This is a genomic window from Candidatus Harpocratesius sp., from assembly GCF_054039255.1.
This window is the reverse complement of sequence record NZ_JBPLBG010000014.1, coordinates 16,617-38,943: the sequence shown is the minus strand read 5'-3', so window position 1 is coordinate 38,943 and position 22,327 is coordinate 16,617. Positions and strand designations below refer to the sequence as shown.

Below are 22,327 nucleotides of genomic sequence, written 5' to 3'. Positions count from 1 at the left end.
AATCTATGCATTTCAATAGTCAAATTTTCAAGATAACATGTACTAATAAGTGCGAATTAGTTTTCAATGATTTTTGAATAGTCAATATTTTCTGTAAGAAATTGTTTAGCTAACAAGATTCTAGGTTGAAATATAGGATTAATATAGAAGTTGAAAAAAAATTTGTGTGATGTAATTTACTTTCGATTAAGAACCTTCATCCGCTGAATTAAAACTTTAGTTGCATAAGCAGCTTCATGAGGTGTTGAATAAATAGGAACTCCTTCATGGGTCGCTACTTCCTTGACCTTTTCATATCCACTTCCGAATACTAATAATGGAATTAATGGTTTTTTACGACCAGTTTCATCCCAAGCACGTATCATTCCTTCAAGATTCTTTTCAAATTTCATTCCTAAGAATGGCGGATAGACACCACAAGGCACCACAATATCAATTCCAGAGTCTTCTTCCAACATTGCTTTAGTAACACGATAATAATTTTCTTCATTGGCACCAGCGATCATATCTAAAGGATTTACCATTTGAACTAAATCGATTACTAAAGGTTTCAATTTTTCTTTAAGATGCTCAGAAAATGGTGCTAATTTTAGACCTAATTCTTCAGCGCTATCAGAATATAAAACCCCAGCACCTCCGCTATTTGTTAATACTCCAATATTAGCACCTTTCGGAATAGGAAGCAAAGAAAATGTTTTCAAAGCAGTGATATAATCTTCAATATTTTCACACATAATACCCCCTGCTTGATCAACAGCTGCTTTAAGAACAGTATAATTTGATGCAAGAGAACCAGTATGACTTCCTGCAGCTGCCATTCCTGCTTGAGTTCTCCCTCCCTTCAAAACAACTGCAGGTTTATTTGGGGCAATTTTTTTCATTACTTGATAAAATGCGGCTCCGTCTTTAACTGCTTCCAAGTATATTGCGATTACATGTGTATTTGGATCGATATTAAAGAATTCTAGAATTTCATCGAAGGATACATCCATTGCATTACCGATATTGGCAAACTTCGACATTCCCAAATCATTCCACTTTAGACCATCCATGATCGCACAACCAAATGAACCACTTTGGGAGACCATGCTAATTGTCCCAGGAAGAGGGTCTTGAATAAATGATGCATTCATACCAATATCAATATTTTGGATTCCTACACAATTTGGACCAATAACTCTAATTCCAGCATTGCGACATTTTTGTGCCATTTTTTGTTCAATTTCTTTACCCTTGGGGCTGATTTCACCAAAACCTGCTGTAACAATAATAATACGCTTAACTTTTTTTTCAATGCAATCATCGACTACACTGGGGACAAATTTTGCAGGAACAAGAATAATGGCTAAATCCACTGACTCTGGAACATCTAAAATGCTACGGTAGGCAGTTAATCCAAGAATTGTTGAGCTGGATCGAGAGATAGGAAAAATCTTCGCAGATAGTTTTGGATTTTTAACAATATTTGAAGTAACTGCGTTTCCAAATTTTTTAGGATCTTCAGTTGCGCCAATAATGGCGATTGAATTTGGTGAAAAGAATAAATTAGTCATTTTTTTATCACGATTCCATAATGAAAGAAATAAAAAACAAATTATTAATCATTTTCTTGTGTTCTAAAAATTAAATAATAGAGAATGATTGAATAATTATTTTTCTACATAAAATGCTTGCTGAGGGCAGATATAGATACATGTTTTACATGATCGGCATTGAGACTGATCAATATAGGCTTTTTTGGTCTCAAAATTGAAATTAATTGCAGGACAACCAAATTGCCGAACACAAATTTGACATCCTATACATTTTTCAGGATCAACTTTTACAACTGGAAGAACTACTTTTTGCTTTTTAAATACCCGTAATTCTTGTAAAGCGCACATATGACGATTGATAAACACCCTAACTCCACTTGCCTTAGCTGCTTCTTCAAATTTTTTCATTAATCCTTCCATATCATAAGCTTCATGGATCCATATCTTATCTGCTGGAACACCACATCCTTTTACTACTTCTTCAATGGGAATTTGCGTTCCAACTTCTTCAGTTAATAATATTCCATTTGATGGATTATTCTGACCACCTGTCATGCTCGTAAAACTATTATCACTAATTACTATTAAAATATCATTTTTATTATACACTGCATTAAGTAGAGGTGCCACACCAGAATGATAAAAGGTTGAATCTCCTAAAAATGCAGTAACAATGACATCTTCTGGAAGAACTTTAGCCATTCCATTTGCCATACCAATACTTGCACCCATACATAGTGCAGTATCTGCCATTTCCAAAGGTTTGTAAACACCGAGTGAATAACAGCCAATATCATTATTATTTGCGAATTTCTTTTTTAATTTCTTAGCAACCTTTTTCATTACCCAATAAATATTCCTATGGGAACAAGCAGGACACATTTGGGGTAATCTTGGTGGTGCTGAAATTTCTAATGATGGAATTTCTGAAATAGAATAATCAATTTTACAGAGTTTTGCGATTGCGGCTGTAATTGTTTCTGGATGCAATTCTCCTTGTTGTGGTAGTAAGTCTTTTCCATGAATTTCAACCGAATTGCTTAATCCAAATTCATATGCACGTGCTTTGCACTGTTCTTCAAAAATAGGCTCTAATTCTTCAACAACAAATAGAACATCAACATGTTTTAACATCTTTTCTAAAGATTTAGGTGGTAGAGGATTTACCAAACCTAATTTCAATATTGAAACAGAGTTTTCTATTTGTAATTCAACTAAAGCATCTTTTAAATGTGAATAGGCTATTCCTGCTGCTACAAATCCAATTTTCTTTCCATTAACTGTTTTATCTGATAAAATTAATTTATTAAAAGGGAATTCATCAGCATCATTTGTCATTCGAGCCATTCGATGAAGCAGATCAGCTCTTTGAGGACGTGTATTTGAAGGAACACAAACCCATCGATTTCGATCCCAATCAAATTCAGCTGTTTGCTCTTTTTTATCTATAGTTCCAAAGACTACATCAGCTCTACCATGATTTAATCGGGTTGTAGTGCGGAAAACTACGACGATGTTATATTTTTCAGAATATTCAAAGGCAAATTTCATCATATCTTTTGCTTCTTGTGGTGTGGATGGTTCGAATACAGGTGCCAGTGCATGAAGTCCATAGTATCTGTTATCTTGCTCATTCTGACTGGAAAATTGACTTGGATCATCTGCTGAGATTAATACCATTCCACCACGAACACCATGATATACTGCAGTCATAAAAGCATCAGATGCAACATTGACTCCTACGTGTTTCATAGCAGCTACAGCCCGTACATTACACATTGATCCTGCATATGCAATTTCAAAGGCAACCTTTTCATTAACACTCCATTCTACTTTCATTTCAGGATGATATTTAGCACATTGAGCAACAACAGGCATTATTTCAGAAGATGGTGTTCCAGGGTATGCAGCAGCAACAATGGCATTTCCTTCAAAAATTCCTCGTGCGATTGCTTCATTGCCCAACATTATCATTTTATAGCCCGGATCGTCCTGTACTATTTTAGGTATTGGTTTCTCACTCATGGATTTTTCCTCCTTCATCAAATCCTAATTGAAATGCTGTTTTATTAATTTGTAATGCTTTTTTTGGAACGAATTTTTGAATAGATTTTTCAATAGTCTCGCTTTTTAAAGGAATGATTCCAGAACCTACAGCAAATCCAAGCATTACAACATTTAGGGATTTACTTGTTCCTGCTTGTTCAGCTAATTCCAATGCGTCAATAATATATACATGGGGAGTTATTTTTGATAATTCCTCTTTTATAGTTTCCAAATTTGGATACGAAATTTTCCGGTTTTGATATATTGAAAGTGGCAATATTGGACTGGAATTAATGAAATAATATGTTTCTTGGTTTGCATATTGAACCGATCGAAGAGCTTCACTTGGTTCTAACGCAATTACCACATGAGCACCATGTTTTGGAATTAAAGGTCCGTGAACATCTTTGCCAAAACGCAGATATCCTGAGACAGACCCTCCTCGCTGTGCCATTCCATGGGTTTCTGCAGTTCTAACTGGATTTTGTTCAGCCATAGCAGCATCCGCCAAAATATGAGTTGCCCGAATAACTCCTTGACCTCCCACACCAATTGTAAAACAATTAAATTTTGATAGTGTCATAAAAATCAACTTTTTTAATTACAAACTCCACGCTAGCAATTCTTGAGTGTATTAAGTTGAGTCGAAAAAAAAGGCTTTCCTTTACGGGATCGAATTCCCATTATGCAAGTTCGTGCTTGCTTTTTTTAAAATTTCGAATTTTTGCTTTTGTTAAGTAATATTTTTAATGTATTAAAGAAAACAACGAGAAATGTTAAGAGAACTATTCTCAAATTTATCCTATATTTAGAAATAAAAAGAATCGCTGAATTTTTGAAATTAATATTAGTTGATCTGTATTATTATTCGATTCATTTGTCGAAGAATCAAACAAGAAAGAATTGTCGTATTGAGGACTAATCGACACTGAATAATAATTCTCTAAATTAATTTCAACTAAATCGAATAACTCATACTTTTAGCACTATAGATTGGAACAGAGATTTTAAAGCGTAGTGCAAAACCTGTAGTTATTATTAAGTAGAAAAATGGAATCTTGTTAGAATAGGAAATTTGAGCTGTAAACAGAAATGCTACTATTATAATCAATGTAAAAAATAAAATATGAAGCGCTGTATAACTAGCAATAGAAAAAGTGGCACGCTTAAAGAAAATTTGAAAAAGAACTTCAAATAATACAATTGAAAGTGCAATTGTCATGAGATATCCATATATATGTTGGATAGTACTGAATTCATATGAACGCCAGAGAAGTAATCCTACTATTATTACCGAAATATTTGAAATTATTGCAGCAAAATTAAAAAAACTTCTAATTCTTTGATTATTCTTCGATTTTATATGAAAAAACCTTTCAAAACCAATCATTTCATATAAAAAAGGATAAACAATAAAAATTGAAGGCCATTCTAATCTAAACTGATCAAAATAAACAAAATATAAGAAAATTAAGTAGCTAATTATATAAAAAATAAAAATCCAACCAATAATCGAGAAAAATTTTGATCGTTTTAAGTTTGGTCGAAATAATTCTTTAATACTAATTATATTCCCAAAAACTACCAAAAATACAATAATACTATAAAATACAAAAGAAATATCGATATTTTTTGAAAAATCAATATAATTAATCCAAATTTCAGCAAAATAAAGAAAAAAGCTAAGATAACTAAACAAAATAAGAGAAATATAATGCTTATACTGAGTATTGTGAAGATTTTCCATATAATCGATCCTTTTTAGCTTCGTTATTCTATTACTTTTCTATTTTTTAAATGTTTACCTATAAACTACAAATGGAAACGCAGAACATATTAATTTATCAGCATCATCAAATTCGGATAAATCAATATAATCCATATTAATTGCTTTTTGGAATTTTTCGATAAATTCTTCTCTGAATAATTTTAATCCTTGTCTCATAATCGCATTTGAACTGGATGTAATTAGCAAAAATACAAGTGGATATTCTGAATCATATTCAAATATTAATCTCCCTTTATCAAATAAAATTTCACTCATTTCCCATTTTCCTAAGGATTCTTTTAAGACTGAAGAAACACCTTTAATCGCTCCAGAAAATAATGCATTATTGCTCAATTTTAACGAATTCCATGTAAATTCATAAATAGGTAATCCAGAATCAGCTCGAATAACATGTAATCGATAAACAACAAAAGGTAATACATAGCCTAATTTTGGTTCTTTATAAAAACTATAAGCACACAAAAGAGCTCCTATCCCGATTAATATATAATCAGTTCCAGGAATAATCCAAACAAATCCAGAACCAAACGCAATAATTGAACCTGGTCCTGCAATTATCGCTCCTATCATATTGATAAAAGCAATTTTTTTTAATGCTTGAGGTGCATTTAAATAGATTTTTATAGAATAAATCAACCAAAGCATCCCGGCAAATAAGAATACAAGGGAACCAAAGATTTGGAACCAACCATTCATTGCTGGTGTACGTTCACCTAATTTTGTTATATTTTCTCTAACTGAATCACTTTCTAGTCCCAATATAATTAGTGCTGTAGAAAGAATACTCATTATTATTAATTTTATTGTACTTAACTGATCTTTCGATATTGAATCAAAAAGAACAATAATAGCAAAACCTAGTGGAATAGAAAGTATAATTCCTATTCTGTATGTCATGAAATCCATAAATAAATAGCTAAAAGCCAAAATAATATTACCTAACCCCATAAAACCCCAAGAAAAAATCATAAATAGAAAGGATTTATATCTATATTGAATATAACCTCTAATACTCATGATTGTTGCAAGAATTTGGGGTATAGTTGCAAAAAACATTACAATAGTTGCAATTGTCCAATGTAATTCCATTTTAAGTCATCTATTATATTCTTAGTTATTTTATTATATAGTAACTTATTTGATTTTGCCATTATAATTATTAATGATTATGAAAATCACTCAATATTGTCACAATGTTAACAATAAATCAAATAATGATGAAAATTTTTTTAAAAAATCTTATCACTTTTCACAGTTACAACCATTTACACAATTAGTTTTAAAAATAATTCAATCAATTCCTTATGGAAAGGTGCAAACTTATGGTGGCATCGCACGTTTGGCTGGAAATCCACATGGAGCAAGGCAAGTTTCTCGAATTCTTCATTCTCTTTCTGAAAAATACCATCTGCCTTGGCATCGTGTGATTAATTCTAAAGGAAAAATCAGCTTTAAAAATGATTATGATATTCAGAAAGCTTATTTAGAATCGGAGAGTATTTGCTTTCAATTTAACGATTCTGTGAATTTAGATCAATATTTATGGGATGGAAGCATAAATTCTTAAGATTAAATAGTTAAAGTAATAATAGTGTGAACGAATATGACTGATAATCTACCCTTTATTAATATTAATCAATCCGCTATCTGTGTACCATTAACTCAGCAATTGGCGATGACATTGGAAATTAAAATTCTTCCTGAACGTGATACTCCTTCTCGTCCTTTCTTTGGGGTATGGTTGCTGGATGTTTCTGGATCAATGAGTGGAAATCGTATTAAAAAAGCGAAAGAGTCATTAATCAAGCAAATTGAGCAGTTACCCGTTGAAACGAATTTTAACTTAGTTCTTTTTCAATCAGAAGTTAAAGTAATTATCCGAAATGAGACAATTACTAATAAAACAAGACAAAAAATTATTGATCATATCAATCAAATCTCAGCATTTGGTGGAACTGCTTTATATGAAGCTCTAAAGAAAGGAATCAAAATGGTAAAGAATTATAAGGGATCTTTGACCAAAAAGATAATTCTGATCACAGATGGAGAACCAGGAGACGTTCGTGTTAAATTGGGTGATAACACTGATCCAAATTATCAAGAATACTTCAATTTAGCTCGTGAAGCCCTTGAATATAAAGCTTCAATTGATACAGTGGGCGCATTAGGAGAGCATAATGTTTATCTACTTTATGAAATTGCAAAACATTCTACAGGAAAATATATCTTTGCAAAAGATGCAGATGAACTTAAAACAAAGATGTTAATTGCTACTGAACAAACAACCCGAATTATTTTCAGTCAACCAAGCATTGAACTTATACCTGTTGCAGGAACTATTACTGTAGATGATGCTGTACAATATAAACCAACAATTATCCGGATGCCTTTTGAAAAAGTTCGAGGAAAATTAAAAGAATTTAACTATAAAACTTGGTTGCGATCTTTTGAAGCTGGAGATACATATCAATTCTTAGTGAAGTTAAGACTGGATTTAGACATGAAAAAACTGAAACCTACGGGGAATCAACATATTTTAACGATAAAATTTGATCTTGGTAAAAAGGAATTAAGTGAATCTAAAGATATATTTGTTAAATTCAGTGATGATGCTAGTGAGCATCGAATTAATATGCAGATCAACAAAAAATTCGCTCAATATTATAATACTGCCCAAGAAATCACAGAACAAACTATTAAAAACGATGCTGAAGGCACACAACGAATCCAAGGGGATGAAACTAAAAAAATTAATTAATAATTTTTTCTATGTAGTTTTAACAAGAATAAAGATTGATGCTCATTCCTTTCCAATTTTTCTCATTTTGTTTGCATGGCAAAAATTTTCTCTGTTAATGGAATTTCGATAGATTTATTAAATTATAAAACAAACTTTTGATTAAAGAGCAATTCACCTATATAAAGGTGAATTATTTTAAAAAATATCAACATTAAATTTGTGAGAAAAAATGGGCCGTTATGATGGAACAAAAATAAAATTGCCTCCATTCAAGCGAATTGAAGCACATCTTATGCAGCGTCGTTGTGATTCGCTTGTATACTATACTGCACAATACGACTTATCTAAAACACTTCCTTATATTGAAGAGTATAATAAGAAACATAATTTAGATAAATCTGAGCGATTAACTCTATTTCAATTATTTCTTTTAGCATGTTCACGTGCGATTGCTCAACATCCAAAGGTGAATCGCTTTATTACTGGTAGGAATTATTACCAAAGAAATCGAATTAATATTGCTTTTGTTGTGAAAAAGAAATTAACTCTTGAAGGTAAAAGCACTATGATGAAGATGGATTTTCATCCTTTTGACACTATTGAAAGTGTTAGACATCGATTTCATCATTTGGTTCATAGAGCTCGCAGTGATAAAGGTAATGATACTGAAGGATTGATCAATTTCTTTGGAAAACTACCAAGAGGAATTTTGATGTTTTTAGTAAAAATTCTTAAATTTATCGATTTTCTCGGTTTAATGCCAAAGGATTTAATTGAAGGTGATCCACTTTTCTCAAGTGCTATTGTAGCCAATTTGGGTTCAGTCGGATTATCTGGAACAATTATTCACCATCTTTATGAATGGGGGAATGCTTCTGTCTTTTTAACTTTAAATAGAATTCGTAAAATACCTGTTGTAAATGAAGAAACTGATCAAATAGAAATCCATAAGGTAGTAGATGTGGGTGTTGCTATCGATGAACGTATCGCTGAAGGAATATATTTCCACTATACTTTAAGTGATTTAAAGACATTCATAGAGAATCCAAAACAGCTTGAGATTCCTTCATCAATATCTCCTGAAACATTGGCAGAATTAAAATTACGTGATTTTAGCAGTTTACCTCACATTGATCTGGCTCGAGAGAGAAGTATTGGAGCAATGTTTGCAGAAGATTTAACAAGCACAACAATTGAACACCTTTCATGATCTAATTTTTTCTAAACATTTATTTACCAGGAATTTTTTGAGATATACAACCAGCAGTGATACTGGTTGATCAAATATGATCACTAAAAAAATTTATCACAATTTAAAGTAAAAAATTATAAGATAAAAAGGATAATAGAGAATTCTATACTCTTAAATCCTTCTTTTTCTTTTCGCTTTTTTTTTAGTTTTTGTTTTCATATTCTTTTTCATATTTTCTGGAAGTTTGCAGCAAAATTATACCTACTATTACTAAAGCACTAAGAAGAAAAACAAAATCGTACAAAATATCTTTCTCTAATAAAAGACCAGCAATCATTGGCATTATACCAAACGATATTCCCATAAACATTTCATTCAACATAGAATATTTGGTCGTATTGTGAAATTTAGTATAATCCATTACAATCCGCTGAGTAACTCCCTGCATTAATCCAATTGAAAATCCACTGAATATAATTAATATCGCTATGAAAATCACATTGGGAGAAAATAGAAATATTATCGAAATAATGATGAGCGATGAAAGCCCGGTGAAAAAAGCATATTTTTTGGTGGAAATACGGCTCATAATGTTCAAAGCCGTAATCTGCATGATCTGCTGCAGCAGAACAACAAAATACACCCATGATGATTCAATATTATGATTCTTAAAAAAATAGGGTAGAGTAAATTTGAAAATTGATTTTGAAGAAGCATAAATAAAAATACCACCATATGCCATAATTATTGGGATATGTGCTAATTTATAGATATTTTGAGGGCTTTGCGTTATTATATCGGATTTTTCTTCTAAGTTATTTTCTTTTTTTTCTTTAATACTTGATTTATCACATTTTGTTCTTTCATTAGCTGAATCTGGATGAGTAGTTTGTCGAAGCTTAAAGTCTTGAATAACAACTGCTCGATTATTAATAATTAAAAAATTATTGCATCGTTCTAAAGCAACAGCTGATGGAATCATAAGAAAAGCGAAGAAAGCAGAGATAATAAGCACTAAAAAATCGCTTCCAAGAAATTGAACAAATGTATATCCAAAAATAAATCCTAAAATTAACCCAAAATTCCAAGAATTATTAAAAATTCTTAAGAAATCGACAGATTTTGAATTTTCATGACGTTTTTCCCATGTAGATACCAAATTGATTGCATTTGGCCAAAAAAATCCATTTACAAAGCCATCAATTGCTCGTGCTAATATCAAAACCCAAGGAATCACAAAAAGAATTGAAATAACAATAGAAATAAAGCTTAGAGTCGTTGAAATAATTAATGTATCTTTTATACCAATTTTATTTGTAAGTTTTCTTCCAACTAATGGACCAATTATGTAAGCAATACTGGATATTGAACTTATCAAGCCAATGATACTGGGTATTATATCTTTTTCATATATTAAGTAATTTGGTAAAGCTAGAGAGTATAAAGAGAAGAAGAATGTGCGCAAAAAACTCATAATAAAAACAGGCCAAAATTTAAATTTCCGCACATTTTTGGCTTTATTTTCAGCATTCAACCCAAGAGATGATTGTTTAAGATTTTTATTTAGGTTATTTTTCTGATGTGAAAATTCTGACGTATGAATTTTTTTACAAGACACATCTGAAAAGAATAATTTCTATGATTAAAATGTGGTTATATAGCATTTTTCTTGAAGATATTTTTTAATTTTTCACTTCTTTTTTATCTATAAATAATTCACAAATAAAATTTATATGTTCTTTTAAGAATATGACAAGACAATTGAAAATATAAAAAATACTTCTAATTGTGAGGAGATAATAAAAAATCGTAGAATAAAAAAATTTTCATTATATCATAATAAGAAAAGATAATATAAGTAATTATCTCAACAATTTTTATCAAATTAAGTGATTAAACTTTGATTTTTGATTAATCTTCCATTTCTTCTCGAACTAATTCTGTTAAAGTTCGGAATTTGACAGCATCAGGAAGTGGTCCAATAATCTTTAAATCGCCACTCATATATGCGCTTGTTGCATCGATCTCACCAGTAAAAACGCCAGCAGCAGTTTCTCCATTCATTTCTAAGGTGACATCAGGTTCTTCAATTTCTCCCATTCCGTAATCAAATTTTCCATCTTCAATTTTAAACCAGAAATTATCTGCATCAGAAAGTGTAATCTGGAACTTTCGATCCCATTCTTCAACTTCTTCAGCAACATCTTCCGATTCATTACAAATTTCCTTGAAGACTGCAAGGAATTCAGGTAAATCATCGATAGAAAATTCTCCATCTTCAATTTTTTCCATTAACTTTTCTTTATCTGCCATATTACAAATCACTTCGATTTTTCTGAAAAATCTTATTTTTATTATGGAATCACATCATATAAACCTAATGATTCAATTTTCTCTTCAAAAAATCATCATAATCTATATATTGTCTTTAAATCAAACCCACTTTAACTCTATAGTAAAAAAAATAGAAAAGATAGTTTAATTTCTTATTACTCTTCGAGATCAAGAATTTCAACTCGATAAGAAGGAAGCAAATCACGAAGTTCAAATCGAGCATCTAAACTACCAATACCTCGACCCACATGCATGGGAATAACAATTTCTGGATTAATCATTTTTACTGCTTCTGCACATTCTTGTGCATCCATTACATATGTTCCACTAACAGGTAAAAGTGCTATTGTTGGTTTTAGATTTTTCATTTCTGAAATTTTATCAGTATCTCCAGCATGATATATTGTGATATCTCCAAGATGTAGTATTGTTCCAATATGTCCTGAATCTTTTGGATGGAAAGGTTTCCCTGGTGCACGAAATCGGTGCGTATTATAGGCAGGAATTGCAGAAATCTTAATTCCTTTGATATCTATCGTCTCACTAGGCGATAAAGAGACAATTTTCTCCTTAGTTTTTATTTTACTTCTTAAAGTTTCGTGTGTAATAGGAGGACCTACAAGAACAGTAGAAGATGTACTTATAAGATTTATAGAATCTGGATGACAGTGATCAAAATGCTCATGAGAAGTTATCACAAGATCTGCTTTTGGAAAATCTTTCCTTGAAATTTCATAAGGATCTAAATATATGGCCATTTCATGATTTTCATTTGATTTATTGGCTTGAATTAGAAAGCTATCATGTCCTAACCAACGAATTTTGATATTTTTATATTCAAACATTATGATCAGTATTATATGAGTGGTACGTAATATTAAAGATCTAGCTTTGTAATACAAGAGAAAAAAGGTGATGAGTAAAAAATTATCATATAATTTGGTAAATAAGAAAATAAGCATTTAAGAAGAGTGTAAAAGATTTCGATAAATTAAATTTGAGCAAATGATTTGCAAAATTAATCATGGATTTTTTTGAAGTAATATCAAAACGGCGTAGCATCCGAAAATATCTCAATCAACCGATTCCGAAAAATATTCTTTCTCGAATTCTTTTCGCTGCACAAGTTGCGCCTTCTTGGGCTCATAAACAAGGTTCTCGTATTATTATTGTTTCACAATCTGATAAAGTTGAACGATTAATTGATGCTATTGGTCAGAAGTGGACTGAATCAGCGGTTACTTTCCTGGTAGTGTGCATTGATCCTGAACAATCTGGAATTGCTCGAAATAAAATGAATTATTTTCCAGTTGATGCGGCTATTATAATGGAACATCTTATTTTAGCTGCCACCAATGAAGGTTTGGGCACTTGTTGGATAGGATGGTTTGATGAAGATGCAGTAAAAAGTGCTCTTTCAATCCCACCTAAATATCGTGTTATTGGAATTACACCTATTGGATATTTTGAAGAAGATCCTCCTGCTAAAGAACGTTTATCATTATCTAAATTTTGTTTTAAGAATGAGTATGGCGAACCTTGGGATGAATAAATCGAAATTCAGAAGATAGAAGATAGAAGATAAGAATAATTATAAAAAACTAAAAAAAATAGATTACATGAATTCCTTAAAAGATTCTTCCAAAATATCTCTATCACCTGAAAAAATCGAGACATCACCAGACCAGTTTACTAAAATATGCCCATGTCTGTTCCCAAAGCGAGTAAGAAAATCTTTTAAAGCTCTTCGTACCTGACCAGTTTCTCGATCAGCAAAGATCGCCCCGAAAATTGGAAGACTTTGACTATATTCTAAAAGCACTTTTTTATCTCCAGAATCAATACTGCGTAATAAGTCTGCAGAATTAGTTACTTCTTTCACGAAACTTGTGATTGCTGAAAACATTCCAGAAACTAATGAAGGGGCGAATTTTTCTTTGGTTTTTTCTTTTTCAGTTTGAGAAGTTTGAAATCGATGGAAAAATAAATTTCTACCATCTTGATATAAAATATAAACAGAATCAATTTGTGCGCGTTCAAAAATGCAAGAAAATTCTGGTATCCAGATTGAAATATGTTTTAATGTAATCTCATGTTTTAACCATGCTTCAAATCGTTCATCAGTTAACGTGGATTTAGATATTTCAGATAATTTTATCTCTCCATTTTCTATTAGTTTTGATGCAATTTCATTCCATTCTGAAAGATTATATTCAAATTCAGATAAACTTTGCCCACTTTTTTTCATAATCAAAGCACCAGGGTGAATGTTGAAAAATGTGAGAAGGTCGGTGATATTTTCAGATGAAACTATTGAGAAAGTTGTTCTTTCAACATATTTATGCTGTTTATCAAATGATTTTGCCATAAATTGTTTATTACCAAAACAAAATAAATATCCCCATAAGATAAAAGTAGAAAATGGGCTACAAATATAAAAAGGAATTGTTAAGCCACGCAGAACCATATTTCCTGAAAAACTAGCCGTCAAAAACCCTGTCCTAACAGTAACAAACGAAAATGATAAATTTTCAATTGTAACTGGCACACCTGTTAACCAACTAGTCTCTTCAGCAAAATTTAAAGGAATTATTAAAGATGATCTAAGTAAAATTGAATAAACAATTGTCAAAGCTAACAAAGTTCCTCCATATATTAAAATAACAGTTGCGTTATGCAATTTTGTGCGGAGAGCGTAGTTAAAAAAATATGATAGTATGATTACACGAAACATTAATTCTATTGAATGTAAAGAAACTGATGTCTCGGTAATTAAAGCAACTAAATAAGTTGGGGTGGCACTTGCAGCTGAGAGAACAGTAATATCTGAACCAGGGGGAAGGAAAGGAGTAAAAAGATAACCAATATAAGAGATAATAAAGAAGACAATTACACTGAGAGAAGCAGCTATAATTCCATACAATATGATAATTATTAAGTATTTTGATTGATGTTGAGTATATTGCTGTTTGGTTGTTTTGACATTTTGTAAAGAGAGATCTAATGATTCATCTTTTTCTGAATTGTCTCTTTTTTCTTTAATTCTTTGAATCAAGTGCTTAAATTTCCCAATTTGTTTCCATTTTCTTGCATTAATAATTTTTAATAAAATTAAAATGCTTATTGGTTCAAAAATGCGTAAAAAGAGAATAAAAATAAATGCAGCCATCAAGAAATATCCAAAAATATAAATAAATAATAGGAGACTGTCTGTTTTCTGCAAAATAAATAAAATAATACTTAAGATTGCAATTGGTGTTCCTACTTGCTTCAAACTTGAAAAAAATCGTGCTTCTATTTGTTCACCTATGAATTTTCCTCGAAATGAAAGTTTTGATGCTTTTATTAGCTGATAACCATATAAAAATGTAGCAATATAAACAAAAAATATTTCTATCAACATTCCTATAGCAGTAGTGCTTTTATTCAAATTTACTGGCTCTAAACCTGAAATATCTAAAATTACAGCTAGGAGATATATCGCAATTGGCATAATTATTAAAAATGCTTTGAACATTTCCTTTTCTTTTGACCAATCATTTTTACGAAGGGCGTTTCTTATCATTTCTTTAGGTGATGTCATGTATTCATAGTGAATTTCTTGAAAAATATCTAAATTTTCATTTTTTTTCTCTTTTCGAATTCTCAGATAAAGAATTAATAATGAGACAAATGGAGAAAAAACAAAAATAAGAGGTAAAAGGATAAATGGATATTGAGCGTATGAAGTAATTAAGCTAAAAAATCGAACAACTATATATAAGGTAATCAAACTGGGTTGTTTTAACTGTAAATCTTCTATTGATAATGATTTGATTTCCAATTGAAGGAGAGCAGGTAAAAACCAATATACTGCAAAGAAAAAACATAAACCATAATAAAATCGTAAATAAAATGAACGTTTAGCCGATTTACGTTTTAGAAATATAATAGGAAAAAGTAGTACAATTAATGGGATAATATTTAATAGAAAACTTACGACTATATCTCCAAAATGCATGATAGTATTATAGAATTTAAGTTTTATTTGCTTTTGGGTATCTTCACAATCTTACAAAAATAGACACTTATCTGTATCTATAAATTTCTTAACTTATTCGCACTTAAAAGACAGAATCAATCTTCATCTGATTAAAAATTTTTTGAATAAGTAATAAAATTAAAATTGTTAGTGTGAATAAGTTTGAATTGCAAAGAAAAATGAATTTGTAAAAGCTTATCAATATTGACTTTTTGTAGTGCATAAATAGATCAACGTTGAAAAGGAGGATTAATTCCATCCCCAAAAGTCTGATAAATTTGGAACCTCCTTATTAATTCTGCAAAAACAGGATAAATATTTTGCTGAATATCATATAAAGCTATTGTCTCATATATTATTGGGTTCCATAAACTCCAAGGATTTTCTGTTGGAAAAAATAAAGATTCTTCTTCGAGAATTTTTTGAACTTCATCCTTTTGAATTGCATCAGGTAAATCTTGTTTATTTACCATTACAAGCATTGGGATTTCTTTGATTAATTTATGTTCTGAGACATTTTTTAATTCTTTTAAAGAATCGATATTTGCCTGCAATCGTTCAGGTTGCGCATCAAAAACAAAGACAACAGCATTTGTTCCTTCAAATACTTTTTTTCGAATTGGAGCAAAATGAATTTGACCTGCAACAGTATAAACATGATATTGAAGTGATCTCTCTTTTTTTGAACGAAAAATCCCTCTATCAAAATATAAAGTAGCACCATCACTTTGAGCAATCTTTTTAATAGTTCCTTCGGGTTCAAATTGATCTGTAAATTTTTCTTTAGTAAGCTTGTATAAACTATCAATTATAGTTGTTTTTCCTGAAAGTGCACAACCCCAATATACAACCTTAGCTAGTATCAAACTTTTTCTTTTTGAATTTTCCATAATATGTTCTACTTTAATTTTTTATTTTAATGGTATATCTTTGCTGTCAAAAAATTTAAGCCTACTTCTTTCATCTTGTATGAAATTAAGTATATGTGTACATTTTGCGAATGTGCTTATGATTTTGTTAATTAACATCAATTTTTTTAAAAGCATTTTTTTTTATTTAATGGGGATGATTAAAATTTCAACGACAAATTTCCCCAAAAATATCCCAAAAACAAATAATTTTAATACAATCGATTTTATGTTTAAAAACAGAGAAACCCATTATTTGAATCAAACATTTAGAGTCCTCTTTATCAAAGCTCTTTATTTTAATGGGTAAAATAACCGGTATTGAGTATTATGACCTTGAAAGAAATTAAATCTCACCCTATACTAAAATATCCTTCCCGTAAATCTGTAAACTTTACATTTAATGGGCAAGAACTAACTGGTTACGAAGATATGGTAATTTCATCGATATTATTTCTTCATGGAATTAAAACATTTGGACATCATCCGAAAGACAACTCTCCACAAGGAATTTTTTGTGCTAATGGACAATGTGCACAATGTACAGTTTTAGTCGATGGAAAGCCAATGAAAGCATGTATGACACCATTAAAAGAAAACATGAAAATTGAAAGTTGTGAAGGTCTTCCATCTTTACCAGCAGATGACTCACCTCTTCATATAGGTGATCCATCAATTATTTCTACACAAGTATTGATAATTGGAGCAGGTCCGGCTGGGCTATCTGCAGCAAGAATACTTGGTTCAAAGAAAATTCAAGTTCTGCTAATCGATGATAAAGATCGAACTGGAGGTAAATTAGTGCTCCAAACTCATAAATTCTTCGGTTCGCAGAAAGATGTATACGCAGGAAAGCGTGGTATAGAAATTGGACAAATTTTAGGCGAAGAAGTTCGATCTTTAGAATCTGTAGAAATCTGGTTAAATACTACGGCTCTAGCGGTGTTTCGAGATGGATTAATTGGTGTATTGAAAGACAATAAAGAGTATGTTTTAATTAAACCAGAACGTTTGCTTGTAGCTACAGGTGCAAGAGAAAAGATGCTAATTTTCCCAGGAGATACCTTACCTGGAGTATATGGCGCCGGGGCTTTTCAAACTTTAGTTAATCGAGATATGATAAAAGCTTCTGAACGAATATTTATTGTTGGTGGTGGAAATGTCGGATTAATTGCAGGATATCATGCAATTCAAGCTGGTATTGAAGTGGTGGGTTTAATTGAAGCACTTCCAAGTTGTGGAGGTTATCATGTTCACGAAACCAAGCTTCGTAGATTGGGTGTTCCTATCTTTACTCGTCATACTATCGTTTCTGCAAATGGTAAAGAACAAGTTGAATCCATTACCATCGCTAAACTTGATGAAAATTGGAATATTATATCAGGAACAGAAAAAACTTTTGAGTGTGATACGATTTTAATTGCTGTGGGTTTGAATCCAGTAGATGAATTTTATCAAAAAGCTCTTCAATACAATATTCCTGTATGGGTGGCAGGAGATGCTCAAGAAATTGCAGAAGCTTCAGCAGCAATTTTTACAGGAAGAATCGAAGCTATTAAAATACTTCAAGATATGAAAATAGATATTGCTCCTGATTTTGAGAAATATGGAAATTTAGAACAATTGAAGAAAAAGGCACAGATAATGAAAGCTCGTCCTCCAAAACCAGTTGAACGTGATGTTCCAGAAAAAATGGAGGGTATTTTCCCCGTTTTTCATTGTAACCAAGAGATACCATGTAATCCTTGTACAACAGTTTGTCCTCAAGAGCAGATTGAGACAGAAAATCAAGAAATCACCACTCTTCCATATTTTAAAGGTGAAAAAAATTGCACTGGTTGTGGGCGCTGTGTTGCAGTTTGTCCTGGCTTAGCGATTACATTAGTGGATTTTCGAAAAGACCCTCAAATGCCAAGAGTCACTTTACCCTATGAAATCGCTACTGAAAAGTTATCTAAAGGTGAAATTGTTACGATATTAGATAATTTTGGTGTTCTTGGACAGTTTGAAGTCAAAAGAGCAAGAATGATCCCCGAATTTCCACATACACAGTTGATTACTGTAGAACTACCAAAAGATATCGCTAAACAGGCAATTGGAGTGAGAACTTGGAAGGATCATAAGGTTGAGCCTCTTGAAACATATATCAAGGCACCTTTGCCTGATACAGCTATAGTTTGCCGCTGTGAACGAGTTACTGCAGGTGAAATTCGTGAATTGATTAGAAAAGGAATTACTGATATGAACCAACTTAAAGCAATCACACGAGCTGGAATGGGTGCATGTGGTGGAAAAACATGCACTTCTTTAATCGAACGGTTATTTCGTGAAGAAGGCATAGAGAATGAGAAAATTGTAAATAATACTAAACGGCCATTATTTATAGAAGTTCCCTTAGGATATTTTGCTCAAGGTAAATCAAAGGAGGAATAAAATTGACAAAAAAACATGATGTTATTATTATTGGAGCCGGTAGTGTTGGAATTCCAATTGCTCAATATTGTGCTCGCGATGGCTTAAGTGTGCTTGTCATTGAAAAAGAAGCTTCAGTTTCTCAAGGGGATAACAAGCATGCAATTGGTGGAATTCGAGCTACACATACTCAACGCGCTAAAATTTTGCTTGGACTTCGCAGTATTGAAATATTTTCGAATTGGAAGGAAGAGTGTGGTGATGATATCGGTTGGGTTCAAGGTGGTTATTGTTATGTTGCATATACCAAAGAACATGTTCAATTATTTCAAAATAATGTGAAACTTCAGAAATCTTTAGGTTTAAATATTGATTTTTATGGACCTGAAAAAATAAAAGAATTAGTTCCAGGTATTAATTCTGATGGTCTATTAGGTGGAACTTTCAGTCCTGGTGATGGAAATGCATCTCCATTATTAGCAGCGAATGCTTTTTATCGTGATGCTTTACGAAATGGTGCAGAATTTCATTTTAATGAAAAGGTAATTGCAATTAAACGAAATGGAGCAAAAATTGAAAAAATTATTACTGATAAAGCAGAATATAATGCAAAATGGGTCATAAATGCCGCTGGAGGATATGCCAAAGAAATTGGTGAATTGATTGGTTTAGATCTTCCTGTAGCACCTACTAGCCATGAAGCAGGAATTACTGAACCTGTAAAATATTTTCTAAAACCAATGGTTGTTGATATACGTCCATGTACTGACTCAATATTTGGTAATTCTAAGAATTTTTACTTTTACCAAAATAATGAAGGTCAAATTATTTTCTGTATTACCCCAGATCCTCCTTATTTTGGCCATGATCGTGAAGAAACGAGTCAATTTCTTCCTCAAATTGCTAAGCGAATGATTAAGTTGCTTCCTCGATTGAAAAATATCAAAGTTCGTCGGACTTGGAGAGGATTATATCCTGATACTCCAGATGGAGCACCAATAGTTGGTCTTGTAAAAGAAATTGAAAACTACATCAATGCAATTGGTATGTGTGGGCAAGGTTATATGTTGGGTCCTGGAATCGGTGAATTAATATCTAGGTTGATTCAAGATAAACTAACTGATAACGATCATATAATTTTGAATGAATTAACATTATATCGAGATTTTGGAGTAATTGAACAATTAAAATAAATAAAACGGATTTTTTTTTTCACTTTTTTATAATTAAGGTAATTTAATTAATAAAATCACATAAATATTAAGGTCAATCTAAATATTATTCATATAGTAATGAATATTCAAGATCTTGAGTTTTTATTAATTTTAAGTCAACAAGGAGAGATCTATGTTCATAGAGTATTTGATAGATCACTTCTACATATGGATAAAGAAACATTTTCAAGTTTATTTACATCCTTATCAATTTTCTCTAAGCAATTTTTTGGTTCTCATTTTGAAGAAATAACAATTGGAAATAAGTATGTATATATCAAATCATATCCTGAATTTCAAATTGCTTTAAGTTCAAAAAAACCTTTAAAAAAGAAAAATAGCCAAAATTTACTGGAAGAGGTAGGCGAAGCATTTAAAATTCAATATTTAGATTATATTAAAAATGAAAAAGTTGATATTAGCAAATTTGATGAATTTGGAGCAATTATCGGACAGATATTTGGTATTGAAACATATATTTACTTAGAAGAACAAGAAAAGATTTTAAATTTACTAGATGACGCTATTGCGGGACGTTATAATGAAAGACAAACTATACGACTTATTTTAAGTTTTTTAGACCAGCTGACAAATTATAAATTAGAAATTTTACTGGATAACATAGGTGATAATCTCAAATTAATAATGAAAGATGCAAAAGATTTAACAAAATTACAGAAAAAAAGATATGCAAGAATACTTTAAATTCAAAATTGAAAAATCAAAATTTCAAATTTTATTTTTTAATTCAAATCTTCATTTGTGTAATCTTTTATTGTAATATATACTAAAGTTTGGTTCAGAAGTTGGTACCCAATTTCACCGAAAGTTATAGGACCAGTAATTCCTTCTGTCTTCTTTCCTTCTAATTCAGAATAAAGATAATTTAAGATACAATTACAACTAAATGCAATATATTTAATATCTTCTTTTGGCATTTCATGTTCAAATTTTGAAACATAATCTTGCAGTTTTTCTGCGTTTTTATATATTTGTCCTTTAAATACTGGTGCATAGAAATTTACTTCCTTATTTTCTTCATCTATGGATTGATAACTGATATTTATCATTGCACCCAAATAATCAGCAACTAAAGGAAACCTGGTATCATGATTAATTTGTTTGAGATACTCTGCGAAATTTTGTTTCTCTCCATTTATTAAAGCATCTTGTACTTTGAAACTATCTTCTAAAAATTGAATTTCATCACCAGAACCTTGAGTAAAAATATTAACTATATCAATTTCTGCGTATTTTGTTTCAGGAAGTGAACCATGTATGACAACTGCAAATTCATTTCTAAGTTCTCCAGTTAATCCTGTTGAGGTTTTTGCTGTTGTATTATTAATATCATCTAAATGAACTCCTGCGATCCATCCAATTAGTGGATTAAAACCGAAGTTTTTGAATTTTGGTGCATTTAAAGCAAATTTGAAATGAACTTCACTCATTGCTGGAATAATTATAAAACTTATCCCATTATCTTTACTATCTACGAAAATATCTTTAATATCATCTTTATTATATGTTTTTATCTCTAAATCAATAATAAAATCTGGTAACACAGTAACAAAACATTTATTTCTTGTAGAAACACCTCCTTTAACATCCATGAAGTATGGAATTGTTCCTGCAATCCAGTTTCCTTTTTTTAATTGCAATAGAAGTTTTTCGTCTCCTGCAATCATCAAAAATTTACCACTCTCAATAAGCAAATTTGTTTGATCGAGTGTCATTAACTGATTATTCATCTTTATTTCTGTCATTTTTTATCTTCTCCTTCTTAAAAATCTTTTAAGACTAAATTTCTTTTTGAAAATTTTATCTAGATCCCTTTTTGCTTTTGGAATGTGTTGGTTTTTTACAAATAACTGTCTTAATTCATCGGCACATTGTAAAACATTGTTTTCACTTGGGTCTTGTTTTACTTTCAATTGCAATCTCGCTAAAAGCAATTTTACAGGAAAGAACTCAAAATTTTTATAATCCAGTCCAAGAATTAAAGCTTGCCATTTTTCATTAGTTGCTGGAGGTATTTGTTCGCTCATTTTTTTTGTTTCTCCTACAAATTTTACCATTTTACAAAAATAAAAAATTTTTTTTTAATAATTCTTAATAAATATATATTTTATTATC

Annotated in this window: 18 protein-coding genes and 1 pseudogene; 7 read left to right on the top strand and 12 right to left on the bottom strand. The window is 30.8% G+C overall.

Annotated features, from left to right (window positions below):
* Window positions 1–176 precede the first annotated feature (176 nt).
* The 5 genes from ACXLDF_RS03090 to ACXLDF_RS03070 form a co-directional block, all read right to left on the bottom strand.
* Window positions 177–1,553, bottom strand: a complete 1,377-nt coding sequence (locus ACXLDF_RS03090; protein ID WP_457557028.1) for an acetate--CoA ligase family protein — start codon at window positions 1,551–1,553, stop codon at window positions 177–179.
* Window positions 1,554–1,649: 96 nt separating this feature from the next.
* The gene (iorA, locus tag ACXLDF_RS03085; protein WP_457557027.1) at window positions 1,650–3,560 is read right to left on the bottom strand and encodes an indolepyruvate ferredoxin oxidoreductase subunit alpha; all 1,911 of its coding nucleotides are present in this window, start codon (window positions 3,558–3,560) and stop codon (window positions 1,650–1,652) included.
* A complete protein-coding gene (locus tag ACXLDF_RS03080) occupies window positions 3,553–4,164 on the bottom strand; it encodes an indolepyruvate oxidoreductase subunit beta (RefSeq protein ID WP_457557026.1) in 612 nt (203 codons plus the stop codon). The genes iorA and ACXLDF_RS03080 overlap by 8 nt, the downstream gene beginning before the upstream one ends.
* A 375-nt stretch (window positions 4,165–4,539) precedes the next feature.
* Entirely contained in the window at window positions 4,540–5,328 is a 789-nt protein-coding gene (locus ACXLDF_RS03075; RefSeq protein WP_457557025.1) for a hypothetical protein, read from the bottom strand.
* A 54-nt stretch (window positions 5,329–5,382) separates the two neighbouring features.
* On the bottom strand, window positions 5,383–6,459 hold the full coding sequence (locus ACXLDF_RS03070; protein WP_457557024.1) for a hypothetical protein: 1,077 nt from the start codon (window positions 6,457–6,459) through the stop codon (window positions 5,383–5,385).
* Between the two features lie 166 nt (window positions 6,460–6,625).
* Between ACXLDF_RS03070 and ACXLDF_RS03065 the strand changes: the two are divergent.
* The 3 genes and pseudogenes from ACXLDF_RS03065 to ACXLDF_RS03055 form a co-directional block, all read left to right on the top strand.
* Window positions 6,626–6,937 (top strand): annotated as a pseudogene (locus tag ACXLDF_RS03065) (MGMT family protein); the annotation flags it as partial.
* Between the two features lie 36 nt (window positions 6,938–6,973).
* Window positions 6,974–8,128, top strand: a complete 1,155-nt coding sequence (locus ACXLDF_RS03060) for a vWA domain-containing protein (protein WP_457557023.1) — start codon at window positions 6,974–6,976, stop codon at window positions 8,126–8,128.
* 211 nt (window positions 8,129–8,339) lie between these two features.
* Window positions 8,340–9,320 carry a 2-oxo acid dehydrogenase subunit E2 gene (locus tag ACXLDF_RS03055; RefSeq protein ID WP_457557022.1) on the top strand — a complete coding sequence of 327 codons (981 nt, stop codon included), beginning with the start codon at window positions 8,340–8,342 and terminating at the stop codon, window positions 9,318–9,320.
* 184 nt (window positions 9,321–9,504) lie between these two features.
* On the opposite strand, the gene ACXLDF_RS03050 is transcribed toward ACXLDF_RS03055, so the two are convergent.
* The 3 genes from ACXLDF_RS03050 to ACXLDF_RS03040 all read right to left on the bottom strand — a co-directional run bounded on the left by ACXLDF_RS03050 (window position 9,505) and on the right by ACXLDF_RS03040 (window position 12,481).
* Window positions 9,505–10,776 (bottom strand): MFS transporter, encoded by a 1,272-nt coding sequence (locus ACXLDF_RS03050; protein ID WP_457557021.1) that lies wholly within the window; start codon window positions 10,774–10,776, stop codon window positions 9,505–9,507.
* A 437-nt stretch (window positions 10,777–11,213) separates the two neighbouring features.
* Complete coding sequence (locus ACXLDF_RS03045) at window positions 11,214–11,615, bottom strand: SCP2 sterol-binding domain-containing protein (protein ID WP_457557020.1); 402 nt, start codon at window positions 11,613–11,615, stop codon at window positions 11,214–11,216.
* 176 nt (window positions 11,616–11,791) lie between these two features.
* The gene (locus ACXLDF_RS03040; protein WP_457557019.1) at window positions 11,792–12,481 is read right to left on the bottom strand and encodes an MBL fold metallo-hydrolase; all 690 of its coding nucleotides are present in this window, start codon (window positions 12,479–12,481) and stop codon (window positions 11,792–11,794) included.
* Window positions 12,482–12,660: 179 nt separating this feature from the next.
* On the opposite strand from ACXLDF_RS03040, the gene ACXLDF_RS03035 reads away from it, so the two are divergent.
* Complete coding sequence (locus ACXLDF_RS03035) at window positions 12,661–13,188, top strand: nitroreductase family protein (RefSeq protein WP_457557018.1); 528 nt, start codon at window positions 12,661–12,663, stop codon at window positions 13,186–13,188.
* A 63-nt stretch (window positions 13,189–13,251) separates the two neighbouring features.
* Here ACXLDF_RS03035 and ACXLDF_RS03030 read toward each other — a convergent pair whose 3' ends face one another.
* Window positions 13,252–15,636, bottom strand: a complete 2,385-nt coding sequence (locus ACXLDF_RS03030; protein WP_457557017.1) for a hypothetical protein — start codon at window positions 15,634–15,636, stop codon at window positions 13,252–13,254.
* A 251-nt stretch (window positions 15,637–15,887) separates the two neighbouring features.
* Window positions 15,888–16,547, bottom strand: coding sequence for an ADP-ribosylation factor-like protein (locus tag ACXLDF_RS03025; RefSeq protein WP_457557016.1), 660 nt, complete (start codon window positions 16,545–16,547; stop codon window positions 15,888–15,890).
* A gap of 348 nt (window positions 16,548–16,895) precedes the next feature.
* On the opposite strand from ACXLDF_RS03025, the gene ACXLDF_RS03020 reads away from it, so the two are divergent.
* The 3 genes from ACXLDF_RS03020 to ACXLDF_RS03010 all read left to right on the top strand — a co-directional run bounded on the left by ACXLDF_RS03020 (window position 16,896) and on the right by ACXLDF_RS03010 (window position 20,896).
* A complete protein-coding gene (locus tag ACXLDF_RS03020) occupies window positions 16,896–18,998 on the top strand; it encodes an FAD-dependent oxidoreductase (RefSeq protein WP_457557015.1) in 2,103 nt (700 codons plus the stop codon).
* 2 nt (window positions 18,999–19,000) lie between these two features.
* A complete protein-coding gene (locus tag ACXLDF_RS03015; protein WP_457557014.1) occupies window positions 19,001–20,170 on the top strand; it encodes an NAD(P)/FAD-dependent oxidoreductase in 1,170 nt (389 codons plus the stop codon).
* Between the two features lie 99 nt (window positions 20,171–20,269).
* Window positions 20,270–20,896 carry a hypothetical protein gene (locus ACXLDF_RS03010; RefSeq protein ID WP_457557013.1) on the top strand — a complete coding sequence of 209 codons (627 nt, stop codon included), beginning with the start codon at window positions 20,270–20,272 and terminating at the stop codon, window positions 20,894–20,896.
* 38 nt (window positions 20,897–20,934) lie between these two features.
* Here ACXLDF_RS03010 and ACXLDF_RS03005 read toward each other — a convergent pair whose 3' ends face one another.
* A complete protein-coding gene (locus ACXLDF_RS03005; RefSeq protein ID WP_457557012.1) occupies window positions 20,935–21,957 on the bottom strand; it encodes a DUF6976 family protein in 1,023 nt (340 codons plus the stop codon).
* Between the two features lie 3 nt (window positions 21,958–21,960).
* A complete protein-coding gene (locus tag ACXLDF_RS03000; RefSeq protein ID WP_457557011.1) occupies window positions 21,961–22,239 on the bottom strand; it encodes a hypothetical protein in 279 nt (92 codons plus the stop codon).
* Between the last annotated feature and the right edge of the window lie 88 nt (window positions 22,240–22,327).

Excerpts from the sequence above, each read along its gene's own strand:
- ACXLDF_RS03090 (WP_457557028.1), bottom strand. The coding sequence starts at position 1,553 with ATGACTAATTTATTCTTTTCACCAAATTCAATCGCCATTATTGGCGCA.
- iorA (WP_457557027.1), bottom strand. The coding sequence starts at position 3,560 with ATGAGTGAGAAACCAATACCTAAAATAGTACAGGACGATCCGGGCTAT.
- ACXLDF_RS03080 (WP_457557026.1), bottom strand. The coding sequence starts at position 4,164 with ATGACACTATCAAAATTTAATTGTTTTACAATTGGTGTGGGAGGTCAA.
- ACXLDF_RS03075 (WP_457557025.1), bottom strand. The coding sequence starts at position 5,328 with ATGGAAAATCTTCACAATACTCAGTATAAGCATTATATTTCTCTTATT.
- ACXLDF_RS03070 (WP_457557024.1), bottom strand. The coding sequence starts at position 6,459 with ATGGAATTACATTGGACAATTGCAACTATTGTAATGTTTTTTGCAACT.
- ACXLDF_RS03060 (WP_457557023.1), top strand. The coding sequence starts at position 6,974 with ATGACTGATAATCTACCCTTTATTAATATTAATCAATCCGCTATCTGT.
- ACXLDF_RS03055 (WP_457557022.1), top strand. The coding sequence starts at position 8,340 with ATGGGCCGTTATGATGGAACAAAAATAAAATTGCCTCCATTCAAGCGA.
- ACXLDF_RS03050 (WP_457557021.1), bottom strand. The coding sequence starts at position 10,776 with ATGAGTTTTTTGCGCACATTCTTCTTCTCTTTATACTCTCTAGCTTTA.
- ACXLDF_RS03045 (WP_457557020.1), bottom strand. The coding sequence starts at position 11,615 with ATGGCAGATAAAGAAAAGTTAATGGAAAAAATTGAAGATGGAGAATTT.
- ACXLDF_RS03040 (WP_457557019.1), bottom strand. The coding sequence starts at position 12,481 with ATGTTTGAATATAAAAATATCAAAATTCGTTGGTTAGGACATGATAGC.
- ACXLDF_RS03035 (WP_457557018.1), top strand. The coding sequence starts at position 12,661 with ATGGATTTTTTTGAAGTAATATCAAAACGGCGTAGCATCCGAAAATAT.
- ACXLDF_RS03030 (WP_457557017.1), bottom strand. The coding sequence starts at position 15,636 with ATGCATTTTGGAGATATAGTCGTAAGTTTTCTATTAAATATTATCCCA.
- ACXLDF_RS03025 (WP_457557016.1), bottom strand. The coding sequence starts at position 16,547 with ATGGAAAATTCAAAAAGAAAAAGTTTGATACTAGCTAAGGTTGTATAT.
- ACXLDF_RS03020 (WP_457557015.1), top strand. The coding sequence starts at position 16,896 with ATGACCTTGAAAGAAATTAAATCTCACCCTATACTAAAATATCCTTCC.
- ACXLDF_RS03010 (WP_457557013.1), top strand. The coding sequence starts at position 20,270 with ATGAATATTCAAGATCTTGAGTTTTTATTAATTTTAAGTCAACAAGGA.
- ACXLDF_RS03005 (WP_457557012.1), bottom strand. The coding sequence starts at position 21,957 with ATGACAGAAATAAAGATGAATAATCAGTTAATGACACTCGATCAAACA.
- ACXLDF_RS03000 (WP_457557011.1), bottom strand. The coding sequence starts at position 22,239 with ATGAGCGAACAAATACCTCCAGCAACTAATGAAAAATGGCAAGCTTTA.